The following is an 18780-nucleotide window of genomic DNA, read 5'->3' as shown; positions in this document are numbered from 1 at the left end:
GGCTCAGCTTTCGCCGGGTTGGAAGAATTGGATTCACTGTATACAGTGAATACCGTGATGTAAAGCACGTAGGATTAATGAGAGTCCTGCACCGGAAAGGAAGCACAACAATGCCTGCGCAAGCTGCCAGGAACGCACGGCCACTGAGCGAACACATCTACGAGCGGATCAGCGATGAGATCGTCAATGGCGTGATTGCCCCGGGTGCTCCGCTGGTCCAGGAGCAACTCGCCAGCGAATACGGTGTCTCGCGCACACCTGTCCGGGATGCCCTGACCCGCCTTGTCCATGACGGCCTGGCCACACTCGAGCCCGGCGCCGGCTATTTCGCTACGACGCTGACCCGCTCGGAAGTCGAGGAGGTCTACGAGGTCCGCAAGGCCCTGGAGATCATGGCGATCCGGCAGTTCGGAGCCCGGTACTCGCACGTCGAACTCGCCCGGCTGGAGCTGCTGATTGCCGAGGGCGCCGTGAGCGCCGACCCGGAAGAATTATTCACGGCCACGCGGGCTTTCCATCTGGGACTGGCGGCACCGGCCAAGAACGGCTTCCTGCTCAAGACCCTGCAGTCCGTCTGGGACAACCCGGTCCAGCGCCTCATCACGCGTTCCTACCCGTTGGACAAAGCCAAGCTGGACCGGGTTGCAGATGACCACCGCCGCATCCTTGCAGCCGCCCGGGCGGGCGATCCGGACACCCTGATTCCGCTCCTGGACCTGTGCCACGAAAAAGAGTAGCCCGGCAGGGAAAAGAAGGGCCCCTGGAACGGAATGATTCCAAGGGGCTAAGGACACCACAGCACTGGGGCCGACGGCAGCGGGACCGGAGGCACCGGCCAGGCGCGCATGAGGGGACGGCCCATGAGGGGACAAGATTCAGGCAGTCCCCTCGGCAGCCTGGAAGGCCTGCACGATCGACCTGGGAATCTGGCCGCGGCTGCTGAGCTCGTATCCCTGTTCCATCGCCCACCGGCGGATCCTGGCGGTCACGGAAAGCGGTGCTTCCTTCTTGCCTTGGGCCACCGCGGCGGCCGCCTTCCGCCTGCCCGCGTTCATGAACACTCCAAGATAGGAGCGGAAGGCCGCAGCGTTCGCCGAAGACAGGTCCACTTCGTAGTCGATGCCATCGACCGCGAACCTCACCCGCTCGTCTGCGCTGCTCCCATCCAGGTCGTCAAGCAACAGGAAGTCAATCTGCTTGTTCATGGCCAACAGTCCTTTCATCTTGGGAGGGTGTAATCCGTTGATTTCCGGAAGACGTTTCCGGAAGGGAATGAATGTCAGTGGGCATGGCGCGGATCCGATCGCTTACGGGGCCGCGGCCTGGTAGTGCGCCAGCACCTGCGCCGGCGTGAGGGCGGTTGTGTCATAGACGGCGATGTTGTCCAGCTGGCCGTCAAAAGCCGTGAGGCCGGCGCCGGGCCAGCCGGTGAGGTCCCCGTTGCCGAATCGCCAGTACCCGGTGTAGCCGCTCCGGGCGGTGGTGACGGCGGCCGAGGAGGCCACGGAGGCGCCGTCGACGTAGAGGTTCATTCCGACGGAGGAGAGGGTGACGGCGGCGTGGTGCCAGGCGCCGTCGTTGTAGGCCGACGGCGAGACGATGGTCTGCATGGTGCCGCCGGGAGCGACGCCGAAGACGAGCTTTCCATCGATCCGCATGTAGAGGTTGCGGTCGTTGACGCCGGTGGCCGTGTTCTTGGAGTCCTGGAATCCGGCCAGCTTCCCGCCGAGGATGGAGCTGGTCTTGAACCACATGTCGTAGCTGAAGACGGCAGGACCGCTGCTGGAGGTGCTGGTGGCGATGTACCGGAGACCGGAAAGATCTCCGCTGCTGCCGGCGTCTCCGGCACAGGGAACCGAGTTGCTGAGGGCGGCCGTCGTGCGGAACGTGCCGTCGTTGCCGCTGCCGGAACTGTCGGTGACGGCGGTGGCGGGCTTCGGGGAATCGTTGAAGCCGTAGAAAAGGGACGGGGAGTCGGCCAAGGCAGCAGCCGTGCAGCTGAAGAACGCCCTGGAGGAGAGGGTGTTCGCCTGGTTGGGACTCGTGCCGGAGAAAGCCGCGTGCGCCAGGGGCGCGGTGGTGAGTGTCACGCCGGCGAGGCCGGCTGCTGCAGCAACGAACAGCACCGCGCAGCTTGTCCGCCGCGCCGGAACGAGCCAGGCTTTCCAGTCTGTCCGACGGCGGCCCCTGGACTTCACATCCTTCCGGCCGGGCCGGACAAAGTGCCTGTCCAGCCTTGTCAGGGCAAAGGCCCCGGCCAGCAGCACAGCGCCGATGAAAACCAGCGGCCATTGCCCTCTGCCCAGCCAGACTATCGGCAGTCCGACCGCCGGGATTCTCAAGTAACCCACGCCGTGCACGGCCGAGGGCCACACCTTCGAAGAGTCATTGGCCGCGTTGGCGTCGCCGCGCAGGACGAGGGAACCGTCCGGATTCACCGCGGCGATGCGGTGCAGGCGGAGCCGGCCCGCGTGGTCCGGGTCATCCACCAGGACCACACGCCCGGTAGTGAGGCTCTCTGCCCCCATGGGCCGGGAGACCACTACATCGCCCACTGAGATGGCGGGTTCCATGGAGCCGCTCACCACGGTGGTGGGCTGCCAGCCGAGGATGGCGGGCACGGACGCCCACCCCATCATCATGACTGCGACAATCACCACCACCCGCCCCAGCGCGGCGCCCAGAACGCGCAGCCACTGCTGGGAAATGGAGTGCCCTTTCGGATCCCCCGTGCTGCCGGCAGGCGCAGTAGCATCCGCTGCGGCTGCTTGTTCTGTCGGCAACATTCGGGGGCTCCTACAGGGTGGGGCGGGTGGTGGCAAGCACGGAGGGATTAGCTCTGGGACTCCCAGGTGAATCCGATGGAGGCGGTGTCACCCTGGTACGGGTTGTCCGCGGCCGGAGAACCTGCAGTGGCGAAGGTCCAGTCGATCTTGTAGGTACGGGAACCGCCGGCGGGCAGCGCGTAGGAATCAGCACCGGTTGCGTAGCTGGTCGAAGCGGCTGCGAAGGACGTCAGCGAGGTAGTGGCGACGGCAACGGAGCCGGCGGTGAATCCGGTGCAGGCGCCGTTGGCCGGGGCCGCGCCCGGGAAGCTGCCGCTGGTGACGGTGACGTTGATGCGGTCACCGAGGTTCTTGGTGCCCTTGCTGTAGCTGGAGGCGTACAGCTTGAGGGTGCTGGCCACCGTGGCCGTGGTGGAGACGGTGATGCACTTGCTCCCCGCATCCCCCGGCTTGATGTTGGAAGCCGAGAACAGCGCCGTCCCGGCTGCGTCGTTGGTCAGCGCCAGGCTGCCGGAAGCCCAGCTGTTGCCGGCGTTGTTGGTGGTTGCGCTGAACGCGGAGTAGGAAGCTTGGGACACGAGCAAGCCGCTCACGACCAGTGCGGCAGGAACGGCAGCCCATTTTGCGATGACTGCTGCGTGAACTGAGGGACGCATGGTGACTCCTGGAAAACTGGGGGCCGATTGAGACCAAATCGGGTGAACGCGCTGTTGCGGGTTCAGGGTCCAGCTTAGCAATTTTCACTTGATCGTCAAGCAGTATTTTTATCAAGCTACATTTTCATCAAGCAAAAACGGGTCGTCCGGCTTGTAACCGGTAAAAAATTCGGGACAGTTCTACGACTTACCCGTATACTGAAGTAACTTTCTCATCAAGATATTTAGGGAGACCGGCCATGGCCAGCTCAGCTGATTACGTGCCGTTCGTCCTGTTGCTGCGGCAGCTCCAGCTCACGAGCGGCAACTTGAGGGCGGGCATCGCAAAGGAACTCGGCATCAGCATGGCGGAACTGAACGCCCTCTCCCATGCCGCCGACCAGGAAGGCCTCACCCCCAAGAAGCTTTCCGAACTGATGGATTTCACCACCGGTTCAATGACCACCATGATCGACCGGCTTGAGCGGGCGGGCCTGCTGTTGCGGCAGCCGCACCCCACCGACCGCCGCAGCCTCCGGCTGGCACTCACCCCGGGCGGGCGGCAAGCGATGCGATGGGTCAACAGGCTGTACCTGGACGCCGTCATCGCCGCTTTCAACGCCAGCCCGCACAGTGACCTTGCCGCTCAGACGGAGTTCATCGAAGCCCTGTCGGCATCGCTCGACGCATCGACTCCCCGGGGAGCAGGCAAGTCCGCCAGCTGAGCCCGAACGGCGGCCCAGGCACGCAAAACACCCGCAGGGTGCGCCGATGGGCGCACCCTGCGGGTGAAGAACTGTGCTTCCCGGTTCGTTCCGGGTATGCGGAAGTCCGGGAGGTGAAAGTACGACGGCGGTGGCGTCACCGGTGCCGGGCGGCACCGCATGCGCCCGCTAGCCGATGCGGCGCGAGTCTACCTCGTCGTCTTCGTCATCCTGTGCGTACTTGTCCGCATAGGCCGAGTAATCCGGCTCCGTGGGATCGTCATCGAAGTGGCTCGCCGCACGACTTGATGGCCCCGTCAGCTCGCGCTGAAGGGCCGAATAGTCAGTGTTCGGGGAGTAGTACTTGATGTCCCGAGCCTGCTTGGTAGCTTTTGCCTTTTGACGGCCGCGCCCCATGGCGTGACCCCCTTTTGTACTTGGACCGGAGGTGGTCACCTTGGCGATCGGTGAGGCCCCGGAATGTTTGGTCAATTTGTCGTATGTCTAGATTACATGCTTTCGGCAGCGACTGCGTGCCACCGGGCCTGCCCTTGGCACCCCGGCGGCCCCGCATGAACAACAGCAGGCGGGGGCAGGCAAAACTTGGGTAGAGTCTCCCAAGGTGAGCTTCACACGCACGAAAGGCACGGATTCGGACATGGGCCAGGAAAACCCCTCCCCGGACAACATGGAGGAAGGTCGCGGCGACGCGGTACCCCCCGCCCGGCCTGCTCCGTCGCGCGCCCGGATGGACCTTGCCACGCGGCAGCGCCTGATCATCGGCGGCGTAGTACTGTTCGTGTTGCTGCTGATCATCGCCGTGATTTGGACCCTGGTTTCGGTCCTCGGCAACCGTCCCGAACCGGGCGGCTCCCCCGGCGCCACAGCGTCATCCAGCCGCGGCCCCCTGCCCGCGGACATCGAATCCAGGGACTACCGGGTGGGCGACTGCTTTTCCGACTTCGATTCCAATGCGAGCAAGGGCCACGCCGTCGAATGCACCACGCCGCACTCCGCCCAGCTCGGCGCCGTGTTCAGCTACAAGGCGGACGACAGCTTCCCGGGAAGCAACGCGCTTAGGGACAAAGGCCGCGAAGTCTGCCGCACCGTGATGCTGAACGAGGCTTCCCGGAAATACGTACTGCTCCAGCAGAATGTCTACCCGAGCTCCACCAGCTGGGACAGTGGTGACCGCCGCGTGGACTGCTTCATCGTGGTGGACTCGGGCAACACCCTGAAGGAAAGCGTCCTCCAGAAGTAGGGTTACTTCCGGCGGACCACCAGGCCGCTGCCGGCGGGAGCGCCGCCGTCGGGCCCGGCAAGCGCCTCGAGTCCCTCGATGGTGAGTTCGTCGACGTCGGCCGCGGTGTCCACCAGTACGGTGTCACCATCAGCAATCGCACCGCCCAGGATCTCCTTGGCGAGCCGGTCGCCGATTTCGCGCTGCACGAGCCGGCGCAGCGGCCGCGCACCGTAGGCCGGATCGAAGCCGCTCATCGCCAGCCAGGCCCTGGCGCCGTCGCTGACCTCCAGGGTGAGCCGGCGGCCGCGCAGGCGCTTGGCGAGTTCGTCCACGTGCAACTCCACGATGTCCGCCAGTTCATCCAGGCTCAGCGGATCGAACAGCACGATCTCGTCCAAGCGGTTCAGGAATTCCGGCTTGAAGGACGCCCGCACCACGGACATCACGGCCTCCTGCTTGGCAGCGGCATCCAGGGCCGGGTCCACCAGGAACTGGCTGCCGGAGTTGGACGTCAGCACCAGGATGGTGTTCCGGAAATCGACGGTGCGGCCCTGGCCGTCGGTGAGGCGGCCGTCGTCGAGCACCTGCAGGAGGATGTCGAAGACCTCGGGGTGGGCCTTCTCCACCTCGTCCAGCAGCACCACGGAGTAGGGCCGGCGTCGCACGGCCTCGGTGAGCTGGCCGCCCTCCTCGTAACCGACGTAGCCCGGAGGGGCGCCGACCAGGCGGGCCACCGAGTGCTTCTCGCCGTATTCGGACATGTCGATCCGGACCATGGCGCGTTCATCGTCGAAGAGGAAGTCCGCCAGAGCCTTGGCCAGCTCGGTCTTGCCGACGCCGGTGGGGCCGAGGAACAGGAAGGAGCCCGTGGGCCGGTTGGGATCGGAGATCCCCGCGCGTGCCCGGCGGACGGCGTCGGAGACCGCGGTGACGGCCTTGTGCTGGCCGATCAGCCGCTTGCCGAGCTCTTCCTCCATGTGCAGCAGCTTCTGGGATTCGCCCTGGAGCATGCGTCCGGCGGGAATGCCGGTCCAGGCGGAAATGACCTCGGCGATGTCGTCCGCGGTGACTTCCTCGGCGACCATGAGGTCCGGCTTCGCTCCCCCGCCGGCCACTCGGGCGGACTCCTCCTCGGCAGCCGCGCTCAGCTCGCGTTCGAGTGCGGGCAACTCTCCGTAGAGGATGCGCGACGCCGATTCGAGGTCGCCTTCGCGCTGGTACTTTTCCGCGGCGGAACGCAGTTCATCAATCTTCGCTTTGAGGTCACCCACCCGGTTCAGCCCGGCCTTCTCCGCTTCCCAGCGGGCGTTGAGCGCGGCCAGGGCTTCCTTCTTGTCCGCCATGTCCGCCCGGAGCGCGGCAAGGCGCTCCACGGAGGCGGCGTCGGTTTCGCCCTGGAGGGCGAGCTCTTCCATGGTGAGCCGGTCGACGGAGCGGCGCAGCTGGTCGATTTCCTCCGGCGCGGAGTCGATCTCCATGCGCAGCCTGGAGGCGGCTTCATCCACCAGGTCGATGGCCTTGTCCGGCAGCTGCCGGCCCGAGATGTAGCGGTTGGAGAGCGTCGCGGCAGCCACCAGCGCGGAGTCCGCGATGGCCACCTTGTGGTGCGCCTCGTAGCGCTCCTTGAGCCCGCGCAGGATGCCGATGGTGTCATCCACGCTCGGCTCACCCACGTAGACCTGCTGGAAACGGCGCTCCAGGGCAGGGTCCTTCTCGATGTTCTCGCGGTACTCATCCAGGGTGGTGGCACCGATCAGGCGCAGCTCGCCACGGGCCAGCATGGGCTTGAGCATGTTGCCCGCATCCATCGCGCTCTCGCCGGTGGCGCCGGCGCCCACAACGGTGTGGATCTCGTCGATGAAAGTGACGATCCGGCCTTCGGAGTTCTTGATTTCTTCCAGCACGGCCTTGAGGCGTTCCTCGAATTCACCGCGGTACTTGGCACCGGCCACCATGGAGGCGAGGTCCAATGCGATGAGGGTCTTGCCGCGCAGGCTCTCCGGGACGTCGCCCGCCACGATGCGCTGCGCCAGGCCTTCCACCACGGCGGTCTTGCCTACGCCGGGCTCACCGATCAGCACCGGATTGTTCTTGGTGCGGCGGGAGAGCACCTGGACCACCCGGCGGATTTCGGAATCGCGGCCGATCACAGGGTCCAGCTTGCCCGAACGCGCGACGGCGGTCAGGTCCGTGCCGTATTTTTCGAGCGCCTGGAAGGTGTTTTCCGGGTCCGGCGAGTTCACCTTGCGGTCGCCGCGGACACCCGGCAGGGCGGCGAGCAGCGCTTCATGGGAGGCTCCGGCGTCGCGCAGCAATTTCCCAACGGCGTCATTCCCGGCGGAGAGGCCGAGCAGCAGGTGTTCGGTGGAGACAAAGGAGTCTCCGAGCTTCCCGGCTTCGCTTTCGGCGGCCTTGATGGCTTGCAGCGACGGACGCGAGAGCTGTGCCTGCTGCACCGAGCTGCCCGACGACGACGGCAGCGCCTTGATCGCGGAGCTCGCCTGGACACTCACCGCGTCCGGGTCCGCGCCGGTGGCGCGCAGGAGCGCGACGGCGACGCCCTCGCGCTGGTCCATCAGCGCCTTGAGCAGGTGGGCCGGCTCGAGTTGCGGGTTGCCCGCCGTGGAGGCGTTCATGGCTGCCGCGGAAAGAGCCTCCTGGCTCTTGGTGGTGAATTTGACGTCCAAAAAAGAGCTCCTTTCGGGAAGCTGTGGTCTCAAAAGTTGAGTCAAGTGACCTTTATAAACTTGAGTCTATCACGCTCAACTTTGTTTTACTCCTTCTTGGATCCATGCTTGCCCACCGCGGAACGGCTGTCCAGCGATCTGCCCGACGGCCCTTCCGCCCGGGCAAAAATAGAGTACTGGCCACCCTGCCGGGAGGCTCAGGCAAGTCCTAGGATCAAGCTGTGACCGGAGGGATTTCCCCGACGGCGCGAGGAGAAAAAGGACCTGTCATGGCGAAGTTCGTAATCCTCTACATCGGCTCAATGTCGGCCGAATCGCAAATCGCGGAGAGCACTCCTGAACAAGCCGAAGCCGGCATGAAGGCCTGGACCGACTGGGCCGCCAAGACCGGCGACGCCTTGGTTGACTTCGGCACTCCGCTGGGGACAGGCAAGGAGGTTTCCAGCTCGGGCACCTCGGACACCACCACCGGCGTCGGCGGCTACAGCATTCTCCAGGCCGATGACCTCGACGCCGCAGTGGAACTGGTGAAGGACCACCCCCATTTCATGAGCATGGAGAGTGCGACCATCCAGATCTACCCGGCACTCGACATTCCTGGGATGTAGCTTCAAACCGAGGGTCCGGCCCGTGTGCTGCATCCGGAAACGCAGCGCATGGACCGGACCCAATTCCGATCAAGCGCCGTAACATGTGGCCATGGCTACCTACACCGTTTCCCGGTCCGCCCTCATCCCGGTCCCCGCGTCCGCGATCTTCCCCCTGGTCAACGACTTCCACGAATGGACCAAGTGGTCTCCGTGGGAAGGCATCGACCCGAACCTCAGGCGCAGCTACTCCGGCCCCGAATCGGGCGTCGGCGCCAAGTACGCGTGGAGCGGCAGCGGCAGGGTAGGCGCGGGCAACATGGAGATCGTCGGTTCGGACGAACCTTCCCGGGTCCAGCTCCGCCTGGAGTTCACCAAGCCCTTCAAAGCCGTCAACCCCACCCTCTTCACCTTCGTCCCCGAGGGTGGTGCCACCCGCGTCACCTGGGCGATGACCGGCGAGAACAAGACCCTCCTCTCCAAGGTCTTCGCCCTATTCATGAACATGGACAAAATGGTGGGCAAGGACTTCGAAAAGGGCCTGGCGTCGCTGGGGGTTGAGGCAGCCAAGCGCGCTGGCTGAGGCGCCCCTTGCCGGGTCCTCCGGCGGGGCTACACTTTGGCCATGGCCGTCTACGTCGACCCGCCCCTGTGGCCCGCACACGGGACCGTGTTCTCCCATCTGGTGTCGGACACTTCCCTTGAGGAGCTGCACGCCTTCGCCGCCGCGGCCGGGGTTCCCGAGCGGGCCTTCGACGGAGACCATTACGACGTTCCGGAACGCCGCTACGCGGACCTCGTGGCCGCCGGGGCGATTGCCGTGGAAGCCCGAGTGCTGGTGCGCAAGCTGATTGCCAGCGGCCTGCGGATCCCGGCCCGGCAGCGCAGCAAGGCACTCTCCGTCCCGCTGCTGGAGCGCTGGAACTCGGTCCTCCCGGGACATGAGGAACTCGGTTTCGAACTGCTGGAACGCTGGGGCGAAGACCACCGCAAGTACCACAGCCGCACCCACCTGCTGGCCGTCCTGGAGGCCCTGGACACGTTGACCGAACCGGCCCTGCCCGCCCGCACGGTGGCCCTGGCGGCATGGTTCCACGACGCCGTCTACGAAGGTCTCGCAGGCCAGGACGAGGAAGAATCCGCCGTCCTCGCCGAGAAGCGCCTCACCGAGGCCGGCCTGCCCGCCGGAGACGTCGCCGAGGTCGCCCGTCTGGTCAGGCTCACCGCAACGCATGACCCCGCGCCCGGAGACTATGCCGGTGCCTTGCTCTGCGACGCAGACCTCTCCGTGCTGGGTGCCGAACCGCCGGCGTACGCCCGCTACCTGGCTGATGTCCGGGAAGACTATGCGCACGTCAGCGACGCCGACTTCGCCGCCGGGCGGGCCGCCGTCGTACGCAGCCTTCTGGCACTGGACCCGCTCTTCCACAGCAGCCGCGCCAAAACGCTCTGGCTGGACGCCGCCCACCGCAACCTGCAGGCGGAGCTGCAGTGACCGCCGGGGCCGTGCACCGGCAACAGCCGTACCGGATCAGGTTCGAATGGGGGCTGGACGGCGCCCGCACCATCACTGCCGGGGCGGACCTCGCCGTGGTGGTGGACGTGCTGTCGTTCAGCACCTGCGTTAGCGTCGCCGTCGAGCGCGGCGTCCAGGTCTACCCGTACCGCTGGAAGGACACCGGCGCCGAGGACTTCGCCGTGCACCACCACGCCACCCTGGCGGGACCGCGGAACGGGGGCGGACTGAGCCTGTCGCCGTCGAGCCTGCGCGATACCCCTGGGCTGGAGCGGGTGGTGCTGCCCTCCCCCAACGGCTCGGCCATCTGCCATGAACTGGCCGCCGAGGTGCCGCTGCTGGCGGCCGTGTGCCTGCGCAACGCCGCCGCCACCGCCGACTGGGTGCTGGCCACCCTCCCGGAAGATGCGGTGATCGCCGTGGTTGCGGCCGGCGAGAAATGGCCCGACGGCGGGCTCCGGCCGGCCGTCGAGGACCTGTGGGGTGCCGGTGCGTTCCTGGCCGGGCTGGTTGCGGCCGGGCGCGAAGTCTTCACCCCGGAGGCTTTCTCCCCCGAGGCCCTGACAGCGGCAGCCGCCTTTGACGCGGCCGAACCCGCCCTTCCGGAGCAGCTGCGGGGCTGCTCCAGCGGGCGGGAACTGATCGGGATGGGCTACCCGGACGACGTCGAGATCGCCGCCGGGCTGGACGCCGCCTCCGCGGTGGCCGTGTTCCGGGACGGGGCGTTCAGGCGGGTTTAGGCCTTGCTGCCGATCCAGTTCCGGATGACTGACTCGAGGGCAGGCTTCTTGGCCTCGAAATCCGCGGCGTCCAGGAAGCGGGCAACGCGCGACACGTCGCCGTCGCCCTCTAGCAACCCGGAGCTGTCCTCGATCGCTGCGCCCTGGTGGAACATCAACGTGACGTTCTTCTTTGCCTTCGGGAAAAAGGACGCGATGTTTCCCTTGTACATGAAGGTCGGAGCCTGCCATTTGATGGCTTCGCTGATGCCCGGGTCCACGGACAGGATGAAGGCACGGACGTCCGAAACGAGCTGCCGCTGCGGGTTGTCGTACTTGTCCAGCCAGGCATCAACGTCCGGATTCCTGTTTTCCATGGCGCCCGCCGTTAGCGGTAGTTGCTCGCGAACGGCCGGTTGCTGGGCACGATCTGCTTGCCGAGCGGCATGAGGGACACCGGGATGAGCTTGAGGTTGGCGATGGCCAGCGGGATGCCGATGATTGTGACGGCCATGGCGACGGCCGTGACCACGTGGCCGATCGCGATCCAGATCCCGGCCACCAGCAGCCAGATCACGTTGCCCAGGAGCGTGAACACGTTGCCGGAGCCGGGTTTGTCCACCACAGTCCGGCCGAAGGGCCACAGGGTGTAGGCGGCGATCCGGAAGGACGCGATCCCCCACGGGATGGTGACGATCAGGACGCAGCAGATGATGCCGGCGGCGAAATAGCCCAGTGCCAGCCAGAACCCGCCGAAAACCAACCAGATGATGTTGAGGAGCGTCTTCATGCCTACCATTCTCCCGCGCGGAGGGCCCGGAGGGGGTAGGGGTTTGCCCTGAACGGCCCCTGAATTCGGTCAGTTGGGCTGCTTGGCGGCCTTGACGAAGGCGCGGACCTTCGCCAGGTCCTTCACGCCGCGGGATGATTCGACGCCCGAAGAAACGTCCACGCCCCACGCACCGGCGGCGTCGACGGCGGACGCCACGTTCTCCGGGGAAAGTCCCCCGGCCAGCAGCCATTTCCGCCCGGCAAGGCCCTTTTCCCGCATCAAGGCGTAGTCCCAGGCTTCGCCCGAGCCGGGGACGGCGGCGTCCACCAGCAGCAGTTCCTCGCCCCAGTCGGCGAACTCGCCGTCCGCGGCACCCAGGGTGACGGCGCGGATGAGCCGCATTCCGGCGTCGTGCACTGTGCGGACATCCTCCGGCGTGCGGCTGCCGTGCAGCTGGACCCATTCCAGGCCGGCCGCACGGGCGGCGGCGATGGCGTCGGCGGCGCTTTCGTGGCGGAAGACGCCGACGGCGGTAATCCCCTCCGGCACGCCGGTCAGCAGCGCGCGGGCCTGCTCCGGCGAGACCTCGCGGGGGCTTCTGGTGAGCACGAAACCAACGGCGTCCGCGCCACTCTCGACGGCGGCCTGCACGGATTCGGGCGTGCTCAGACCGCACACTTTGACGAACATTCCCGCGCCTCCAGCGATGATTCCGGACAAATCTCTCCCTCAAGACGGTAGCAAGCCGTGCCGCCCGGTTCCGAATGGTGACCGTAGGTAGGGTGGTGCCATGGAGATCATCCGCTTTTCCGACATCCGGCCCGAACCCTGGCGCAACGGCGGCGGGGTGACCCGCGAGCTCGCCAGCCATCCGAAGGCGGCCTCCGCTCAGGACGACGCCTGGGACTGGCGCGTTAGCATCGCCGAGGTCTCGACGGCCGGGGAGTTCTCGAAGTTTCCGGGCATGGAACGGGTCATCACGGTAATCGACGGTGAACTGCTTCTCCTGACCGTGGACGGTGAGGAACACCCGCTGGAAAAGTACCGGCCGTTTCGGTTCTCCGGCGAGGCCGACTCCGGCTCCGCCCTGCCTACCGGCGACATCCGGGACCTCAACGTGATCGCCCGCGCGGGGGCGTTCAAGGGCTACACCTCCATCATCGAGCTGTCCAAGAAGCGCGCCCACCCGGTGTTCGAAGGCCAGCTGGCCGTCCTGCTCGAGGGCAAGGCATCCGTGGTTGATGGAATGGACCCCGAGGATGAGGATTCCGGGACTCCGGCCGCTGAGCCGGTCGAGCTGGGCCGCTACGACGCCGTGGTCGGCTCGGACCGCCGCAGCCCGGAACTCCTGGGGCGCGGCTTCGTGGCCGTGGTGTCGATCGACCGCGTTACGGCTTAGCCCAGGGGTGACGGCAGCGCCGTCACCTTTTCAGCCGTCACCTTTTCAGCCGTCACCTTTCCAGGAGCTCCCGGTGCGGCGTCCAACCGACGGGAAGCGGCCCGCGGATGTCCGCCCGTTTCCGGTCTTCTGCTGCGGACCAGCCTTGGGCAGCCTCCGCACCCGCCTGGCCCACAGCCCCGCGGGCCACCCTGAAACCCACGTCCTCCAAGACCGCATCCGGCGCGCTGCCCCGCCGGACCGCTGCCCGGCAGCTCCACTCGGGGTCGGCCCAACCGCCGCCCCGCAGGCTCCGGTAATCGCCGTAGCGGGCGGTGTCGGCGTAGTCCCAGCACCACTCCCAGACGTTGCCGAGCATGTCGAAGAGGCCAAAGCCGTTTGCCGCTTTGAGCGCGACCGACAGCGGGCCATCCACGCCGTCCGCCGCCGTCCAGGCGATCTCCGCCAAGGCTCCGTACCGGGGGGCGGCCGTTCCCGCCGTGCAGGCCCATTGCCATTCGGCTTCCGTGGGCAGCCGGAAACCATCGGCGCCGACGTCCCACGTGATGTTCCTGCCCTCGAACCGGTAGGCGGGCGTATACCCCGCCATGGCGGAGGCTGCGTTGCACCAGCGGACGGCACCGAACCAGGTGACGGCGTGCGCCGGAATCTCCGGCGCGGACCGTGCCCCCAGCCCCAGCACGGCCGACCATTCCGACTGCGTGACCTGCGTCCTCGCGAGAGCGAAGGAATTCAGCTCAGCCTTGCGGGAGGACGCAGAACGCGCATCGCGCAACTCCACCGAGCCGGCGGGAACCTCGAACAATTCGGGCATCCCCGCAGTCTACCCAGCGTCTGCAAAGCCTGCCGCCCGGGCTTTGCTAGCCTAGAAACAAGGCCCTGAATCCGGGCCTCCGGACGACGGTTCAGTACCCGGCACGCGACAAGACTGGCCAAAAAGGAAAAGTCATGTCGTGGATCGTCCTCATACTTTCCGGCGCGCTCGAAGCCGTCTGGGCCGCAGCCTTGCACCGTTCCAAGGGTTTCCGCCGCCCTGTGCCTTCCCTGGTTTTCCTCGTCTCGGTCATCGCCAGCACCGGCGGCCTGGCCTTCGCCATGCAGGACATCCCCACCGGCACGGCCTATGCCGTCTGGGTGGGCGTGGGCGTGGTCCTCACCGCCGCCTACGCGATGGCCGCCAAGGTTGAACGCCCGACGGCGGCCCGGCTGGCGTTGCTGGCCGGGATCGGCGCGTGCGTGGTCGGCCTGAAGGTGGTGGCGTAACCATGTCGCAGCGGATTTCCTGGCTTGTGTTGCTGGCTTCCGCCGTCCTTGAAGCCGTGTGGGCCACGGCGCTGGGTCTATCCGAGGGCTTCAGCCAGCTGCTGCCCTCCGTGGTTTTCGCCGTGACCGCAACGCTGAGCATGCTCGGCCTGGGTTTGGCCGTGAAGCGGATTCCCCTTGGTACCGCCTACGCCGTCTGGGTGGGAATCGGCGCTGCGTTGACGGTTGCCTGGGCCATGGCCACCGGCGTCGAGCCAGCCAACCCGCTGAAGCTACTTTTCATCGCGGGAATCGTGGGCTGCGCGGCCGGCTTGAAGGCCCTACCGTCCGGGGAACCAGCCCAGGAACCGGCCGGGGAAGGTGCCCGCGACAAGCGGGACGCCTGACGTTCCCTCCCGGTTCCTTTTGGTGCCACCATCGGGGAACCCCGGAATCACGCGGTTCCCCGGCGACGTTGCCCGGCCGGGGAAGGAGCAAGCGGGAAGGAAGGGCGCGGCCGCCGTCGTAATCCCGGAATACTTCGGCGCGGGGCCGGGTTCTTGCCAACGGAAGGCCCACCCGCAGCAATCCCCGACGAAACGGAGAACGCATGGCACCCGAGAACACCCCTGCAAGCGTCCAGCTCGGCGACGGCCTCACGGTCAGTCCCCTCGGCTTCGGCGGAATGGCCCTCACCGGGGTCTACGGCGACATCGACCCCGCGCAACCACTCAAGACCCTGCACCACGCCGTCGACGCCGGCATCACCTTCATCGACACCGCGGATGTCTACGGCCAGGGCAGCAACGAAGAACTCATCGCGCAGCTGCTGAAGGAGCGCCGCGACGAGGTCCAGCTGGCCACGAAGTTCGGCATCCTGGGCAACGTCCGCACCGGCTACAGCGAGGTCCGCGGCGATGCCGCCTACGTCAGGCAGGCCGCGGAGGCCAGCCTGCGTCGCCTCAGCACGGACACGATCGACCTCTACTACATGCACCGCCGTGACCTCCGCGTTCCGATTGTGGAAACCGTGGAGGCCATGGCAGAGCTTGTCCGCGAGGGCAAGGTGCGGCACCTTGGCCTGTCCGAGGTGACGGCCGAAGAACTCCGGGAAGCCAGCGCCGTGCACCCGATCGCCGCGGTGCAGAGCGAGTGGTCCATCTGGAGCCGGGACGTGGAGCGCAACGTGGTCCCGGCCGCGAAGGAGCTCGGCACTGGCTTTGTCCCCTACTCCCCGCTGGGCCGCGGCTTCCTCACCGGGACCGTCAACGCCAGCGACCTCGGCGAAGGCGACTTCCGGCACCGGATCCCGCGCTTCGCCGACGGCGCCATCGATGCCAACCAGGCCGTGGTGGCCGCTGTCCGCTCCGTCGCCGCCGAGCTGTCTGGAAGCACGGGGCTGGACGCAACCCCCGCGCAGGTGGCCCTCGCCTGGCTGTTCGCGCAGGGCCGCCGCCTGGGCCTCCCGGTGGTCCCGATCCCTGGCACCCGCCGCCCGGAAAGGCTGGACGAGAACCTCGGCTCGCTGTCCCTCGAGCTGAGTGCCGCCCAGCTGGACGTGCTCGACGGCGCCGCCTCCGCCGTCGTCGGCACCCGTTCCGCCGACCCAAGGTGGGTGTCGCAGGGCCGCGAGTAGCGTTCCGTAGAGTGGGTGGATGGACTCACTCATTCACTCACTGCGGGACATCACCATCCGGCGGATTTCGGTCAGCGGGATGGACAACAACGTGTACCTGCTCACGGCCAAGGCGAGCGGGGCGCAGCTCCTGATCGACGCCGCGGACGAGCTGCCGGCGATCCAGGCGATGCTGGCGGAATCGGCAGCGGACACCACGGCCACGCCGAAGCTCGCCCTGATCGCCACCACGCACCAGCACTGGGACCACGTCCGTGCGCTGCCGGAGCTGGTGGCGGCCACGGGCGCGAAGACCGCGGCCGGGGTGGACGACGCCGCGGCGCTGCCCGTGCCCGTGGACGTGCTGCTGGAGCACGGCGATGTGGGGAACTTCGAGGGCTTCGACATCACGGCGGTACACCTGCGCGGCCACACCCCCGGCTCGATCGCCTACGTGTACCAGGACCCGGACGGCCCGGCCCACATCTTCAGCGGCGACTCGTTGTTCCCGGGAGGCGTGGGCAACACCCAGAACGACCCCGCGCGTTTCACCTCGCTGCTGGACGATGTGACCGAGCGGCTGTTCGGCGCCTACCCGGACGACACGGTGGTGCACCCGGGCCACGGTAAGCCCACCACGCTCGGCGCCGAACGGCCGCAGCTGCAGGAGTGGCGCGAGCGCGGCTGGTAGGCGGTCCCGAACCTTGCGAGGCCTGCTCTACGTCCTTTGGCGTGGCCATTGGACGTAGAGCAGGCCTCACAACGTTGGTGGGCCCACGCCGGCAGGGTTCCCTGGCCGAGCTTGCGAGGCGAGGGTGCCGGTGGGGACTAGCGGCCGCGGCGCTCGTTCGACGCCGGAGCCGAGGCCCGGCGCGGACCCTTGCGGGCGGGGCGCCCGGAGTTGCCCGAAGCCGAGCCGAAGGAACCGCCCGAGGTGCCGCCGGTGTTGGAGGACCAGACTGCCTTGCTGCCGCCGCGGGTGGCAGTCACGGATTCCGAGCGCGGGGTCGAGCCCGAACGGGAACCGGCCGCACGCTGACCGGTGGCGGGGCGACCGCCCCGGCCGCCCTTGCCCGCGCCCTGGCCCTGGGCTGCCGGAACGTCGTTCCGGTGGGTGGACGCGGCGTTGCCGCGGCCGCGGGAGTTGCGGGCGACGTCCTCGTTCGCAGCGGAACGGCGGTCGGCACGGTTCAGGTCCGTGCGCACGGGCTCGGCCGAAACCTTGCCGCGTCCGCCACGTCCGCCGCGGCCACCCGCGGTGGGTGCGGCCTGGCCGGAGCGGCGGGCCCGCTTGCGCTGCGCGTTGGCACCGGTGGAGCTGCCCCCGCCCTGCGGCTGGGCCTTGGCTGCCAGCAGTGCCGCACGGGTGCGCGGATCAACCTTCTCGGCGATGTCGCCCACCAGTTCGGCCACGAGCGGCGAGTTGGCGGTGACGCGTTCGAAGGAGACCTCGACGCCGGCTGCCTTCATGAGCTTCTTGACGTCCTGCTGCTGCTCGGGAAGCGTCAGCGTGACCACGGTGCCTTCGGAACCGGCGCGGGCCGTACGGCCGGAGCGGTGCAGGTAAGCCTTGTGCTCGGTGGGCGGGTCCACGTGGATGACGAGTTCGACGTCGTCGACGTGCACGCCGCGGGCCGCGACGTCGGTGGCCACCAGGACGCGGACCTCACCCGAGGAGAACTCGGCGAGGTTGCGGTCGCGGGCGTTCTGCGAAAGGTTGCCGTGCAGGTCCACAGCAGGGATGCCGACGTCGGTGAGCTGCTTGGCCAGCTTGCGGGCGTGGTGCTTGGTGCGCATGAAGAGCACGCGGCGCCCGGTGCCGGACGCCAGTTCGACAATCAGCTGCTTCTTAACAGTCTGGTCGTTGGCCACCAGGACGTGGTGCTCCATGGTGGTCACGGCGGCCTGCGGGTCATCCACGGAGTGGGTCAGCGGCTTGGACAGGAAACGGTGGACCAGCTTGTCCACACCGTTGTCCAGGGTTGCCGAGAACAGCAGCCGCTGGCCCTGGGACGGGGTCATGTCCATGAGCTTGCGGACCACCGGGAGGAAGCCGAGGTCTGCCATGTGGTCGGCCTCGTCCAGCACGGTGACCTCGACGGCGTCGAGGGTCACGATGCGCTGGCGGATGAGGTCTTCCAGGCGGCCCGGGCAGGCGATGACGATATCCACGCCGGCGCCGAGTGCCTTCTCCTGACGGGCCTGGGAGACGCCGCCGTAGATGACCGTGGTGTTCAGGCCCATGGCCTTGGCCAGCGGCTCCACCGTGGCGTTGATCTGGGTGGCCAGTTCGCGGGTGGGCGCCAGGACCAGGCCCATGGGGCGTCCGGGCTTGCGGAAGTAGGCGGCCTCGCGTTCGGCCAGGCGGGCCACCAGCGGGATGGCGAAGGCGATGGTCTTACCCGAGCCGGTGCGGCCGCGGCCCAGCACGTCGCGGCCTGCGAGGGTGTCCGGGAGGGTCTTGACCTGGATGGGGAAGGCTTCTTCGATGCCGTCGGCCGCGAGGGATTCAGCGATGGCTTTGGGCGTGCCAAGGGCAGCAAAAGTAGTCATGTGTTCGTGGGGTCTTTCTGGCGGCGCCCTTGCGGGCATCGGCCCCCGACGCCGGTTGGGCCAGGGGTTCGCCGAGGAAAAGTCAGTGGTCAACCGCCGGGCGGAAAGCCGGGGCCGGGACCGAACGCGTTCATCGACGCAGGATATGCCTCTCACATGAACAAGGCCCGCAATATGCGGGCCCTTCACTGCACATCAAGTTCCTCCAGTCTAACAGGGGCCGGACCGGGGGATTTCCACGGCCCTTCGGGAGCGCCCTGCTGACGGCTTCCCGCCTGCGCTGGCTTGGCGAGCCTGCTGCCCCGATTAGACGGTTCCTTCA

22 protein-coding genes and 1 riboswitch are annotated in these 18780 nt (G+C 67.3%); of the genes, 12 read left to right on the top strand and 10 right to left on the bottom strand.

The annotated features are described in order from the left end of the window. Positions 1 to 110: 110 nt before the first annotated feature. On the top strand, positions 111 to 737 hold the full coding sequence (locus ACNQPB_RS00285; protein WP_498748113.1) for a GntR family transcriptional regulator: 627 nt from the start codon (positions 111 to 113) through the stop codon (positions 735 to 737). Positions 738 to 875: 138 nt separating this feature from the next. On the opposite strand, the gene ACNQPB_RS00280 is transcribed toward ACNQPB_RS00285, so the two are convergent. From ACNQPB_RS00280 to ACNQPB_RS00270, 3 genes are all read right to left on the bottom strand, one after another. After that, entirely contained in the window at positions 876 to 1205 is a 330-nt protein-coding gene (locus ACNQPB_RS00280; RefSeq protein WP_498748111.1) for a histone-like nucleoid-structuring protein Lsr2, read from the bottom strand. A 102-nt stretch (positions 1206 to 1307) separates the two neighbouring features. Beyond that, positions 1308 to 2786, bottom strand: a complete 1479-nt coding sequence (locus ACNQPB_RS00275; RefSeq protein ID WP_498748109.1) for a LamG-like jellyroll fold domain-containing protein — start codon at positions 2784 to 2786, stop codon at positions 1308 to 1310. A 47-nt stretch (positions 2787 to 2833) separates the two neighbouring features. Beyond that, complete coding sequence (locus ACNQPB_RS00270; protein WP_498748108.1) at positions 2834 to 3442, bottom strand: hypothetical protein; 609 nt, start codon at positions 3440 to 3442, stop codon at positions 2834 to 2836. Positions 3443 to 3681: 239 nt separating this feature from the next. Here ACNQPB_RS00270 and ACNQPB_RS00265 point away from each other — a divergent pair, with 239 nt between their 5' ends. After that, a complete protein-coding gene (locus ACNQPB_RS00265; protein ID WP_498748106.1) occupies positions 3682 to 4146 on the top strand; it encodes a MarR family winged helix-turn-helix transcriptional regulator in 465 nt (154 codons plus the stop codon). A gap of 168 nt (positions 4147 to 4314) precedes the next feature. Here ACNQPB_RS00265 and ACNQPB_RS00260 read toward each other — a convergent pair whose 3' ends face one another. Beyond that, positions 4315 to 4542 (bottom strand): DUF3073 domain-containing protein, encoded by a 228-nt coding sequence (locus ACNQPB_RS00260; protein ID WP_498749046.1) that lies wholly within the window; start codon positions 4540 to 4542, stop codon positions 4315 to 4317. A gap of 205 nt (positions 4543 to 4747) precedes the next feature. On the opposite strand from ACNQPB_RS00260, the gene ACNQPB_RS00255 reads away from it, so the two are divergent. Next, positions 4748 to 5386, top strand: a complete 639-nt coding sequence (locus tag ACNQPB_RS00255; protein WP_498748104.1) for a septum formation family protein — start codon at positions 4748 to 4750, stop codon at positions 5384 to 5386. A 2-nt stretch (positions 5387 to 5388) separates the two neighbouring features. Here the strand turns inward: ACNQPB_RS00255 and clpB are convergent, their stop codons facing one another. Beyond that, on the bottom strand, positions 5389 to 8055 hold the full coding sequence (gene clpB / locus ACNQPB_RS00250) for an ATP-dependent chaperone ClpB (protein ID WP_498748103.1): 2667 nt from the start codon (positions 8053 to 8055) through the stop codon (positions 5389 to 5391). Between the two features lie 269 nt (positions 8056 to 8324). Here clpB and ACNQPB_RS00245 point away from each other — a divergent pair, with 269 nt between their 5' ends. The 4 genes from ACNQPB_RS00245 (at position 8325) to ACNQPB_RS00230 (ending at position 10898) form a co-directional block, all read left to right on the top strand. After that, a complete protein-coding gene (locus ACNQPB_RS00245; RefSeq protein ID WP_498748101.1) occupies positions 8325 to 8663 on the top strand; it encodes a YciI family protein in 339 nt (112 codons plus the stop codon). A 91-nt stretch (positions 8664 to 8754) separates the two neighbouring features. After that, positions 8755 to 9225, top strand: coding sequence for an SRPBCC family protein (locus ACNQPB_RS00240; RefSeq protein WP_498748099.1), 471 nt, complete (start codon positions 8755 to 8757; stop codon positions 9223 to 9225). Between the two features lie 42 nt (positions 9226 to 9267). After that, positions 9268 to 10137 (top strand): DUF4031 domain-containing protein, encoded by an 870-nt coding sequence (locus tag ACNQPB_RS00235; protein ID WP_498748098.1) that lies wholly within the window; start codon positions 9268 to 9270, stop codon positions 10135 to 10137. Beyond that, the gene (locus ACNQPB_RS00230) at positions 10134 to 10898 is read left to right on the top strand and encodes a 2-phosphosulfolactate phosphatase (protein ID WP_498748096.1); all 765 of its coding nucleotides are present in this window, start codon (positions 10134 to 10136) and stop codon (positions 10896 to 10898) included. The genes ACNQPB_RS00235 and ACNQPB_RS00230 overlap by 4 nt, the downstream gene beginning before the upstream one ends. Here the strand turns inward: ACNQPB_RS00230 and ACNQPB_RS00225 are convergent. The 3 genes from ACNQPB_RS00225 to ACNQPB_RS00215 all read right to left on the bottom strand — a co-directional run bounded on the left by ACNQPB_RS00225 (position 10895) and on the right by ACNQPB_RS00215 (position 12339). Beyond that, complete coding sequence (locus tag ACNQPB_RS00225; protein WP_498748094.1) at positions 10895 to 11254, bottom strand: DUF1801 domain-containing protein; 360 nt, start codon at positions 11252 to 11254, stop codon at positions 10895 to 10897. The two genes, ACNQPB_RS00230 and ACNQPB_RS00225, sit on opposite strands and share 4 nt — an antisense overlap. A gap of 11 nt (positions 11255 to 11265) precedes the next feature. After that, positions 11266 to 11667, bottom strand: coding sequence for a YccF domain-containing protein (locus tag ACNQPB_RS00220; protein WP_498748092.1), 402 nt, complete (start codon positions 11665 to 11667; stop codon positions 11266 to 11268). 69 nt (positions 11668 to 11736) lie between these two features. After that, complete coding sequence (locus tag ACNQPB_RS00215; protein WP_498748090.1) at positions 11737 to 12339, bottom strand: phosphoribosylanthranilate isomerase; 603 nt, start codon at positions 12337 to 12339, stop codon at positions 11737 to 11739. 100 nt (positions 12340 to 12439) lie between these two features. Here ACNQPB_RS00215 and ACNQPB_RS00210 point away from each other — a divergent pair, with 100 nt between their 5' ends. Beyond that, a complete protein-coding gene (locus ACNQPB_RS00210) occupies positions 12440 to 13048 on the top strand; it encodes a HutD/Ves family protein (RefSeq protein WP_498748088.1) in 609 nt (202 codons plus the stop codon). A 52-nt stretch (positions 13049 to 13100) separates the two neighbouring features. Here ACNQPB_RS00210 and ACNQPB_RS00205 read toward each other — a convergent pair whose 3' ends face one another. Then, positions 13101 to 13862, bottom strand: a complete 762-nt coding sequence (locus ACNQPB_RS00205; RefSeq protein ID WP_498748086.1) for a formylglycine-generating enzyme family protein — start codon at positions 13860 to 13862, stop codon at positions 13101 to 13103. A gap of 57 nt (positions 13863 to 13919) precedes the next feature. Beyond that, positions 13920 to 13985, top strand: a riboswitch (guanidine-III (ykkC-III) riboswitch). 11 nt (positions 13986 to 13996) lie between these two features. Between ACNQPB_RS00205 and ACNQPB_RS00200 the strand changes: the two genes are divergently transcribed. The 4 genes from ACNQPB_RS00200 (at position 13997) to ACNQPB_RS00185 (ending at position 16596) form a co-directional block, all read left to right on the top strand. Further along, positions 13997 to 14311, top strand: coding sequence for a DMT family transporter (locus tag ACNQPB_RS00200; protein ID WP_498748085.1), 315 nt, complete (start codon positions 13997 to 13999; stop codon positions 14309 to 14311). 2 nt (positions 14312 to 14313) lie between these two features. Further along, positions 14314 to 14697, top strand: coding sequence for a DMT family transporter (locus ACNQPB_RS00195; RefSeq protein ID WP_498748083.1), 384 nt, complete (start codon positions 14314 to 14316; stop codon positions 14695 to 14697). A gap of 203 nt (positions 14698 to 14900) precedes the next feature. Beyond that, positions 14901 to 15926, top strand: a complete 1026-nt coding sequence (locus ACNQPB_RS00190) for an aldo/keto reductase (RefSeq protein ID WP_498748081.1) — start codon at positions 14901 to 14903, stop codon at positions 15924 to 15926. 19 nt (positions 15927 to 15945) lie between these two features. Next, a complete protein-coding gene (locus ACNQPB_RS00185; RefSeq protein ID WP_498748080.1) occupies positions 15946 to 16596 on the top strand; it encodes an MBL fold metallo-hydrolase in 651 nt (216 codons plus the stop codon). Positions 16597 to 16733: 137 nt separating this feature from the next. Here ACNQPB_RS00185 and ACNQPB_RS00180 read toward each other — a convergent pair whose 3' ends face one another. Further along, a complete protein-coding gene (locus ACNQPB_RS00180; protein WP_498748078.1) occupies positions 16734 to 18458 on the bottom strand; it encodes a DEAD/DEAH box helicase in 1725 nt (574 codons plus the stop codon). Positions 18459 to 18780: the final 322 nt, after the last annotated feature.

Origin of the sequence: Curtobacterium sp. LFS079, from assembly GCF_047977865.1 — a bacterium.
Classification (GTDB): domain Bacteria; phylum Actinomycetota; class Actinomycetes; order Actinomycetales; family Micrococcaceae; genus Arthrobacter.
This window is presented reverse-complemented; position numbering and strand designations above follow the sequence as displayed.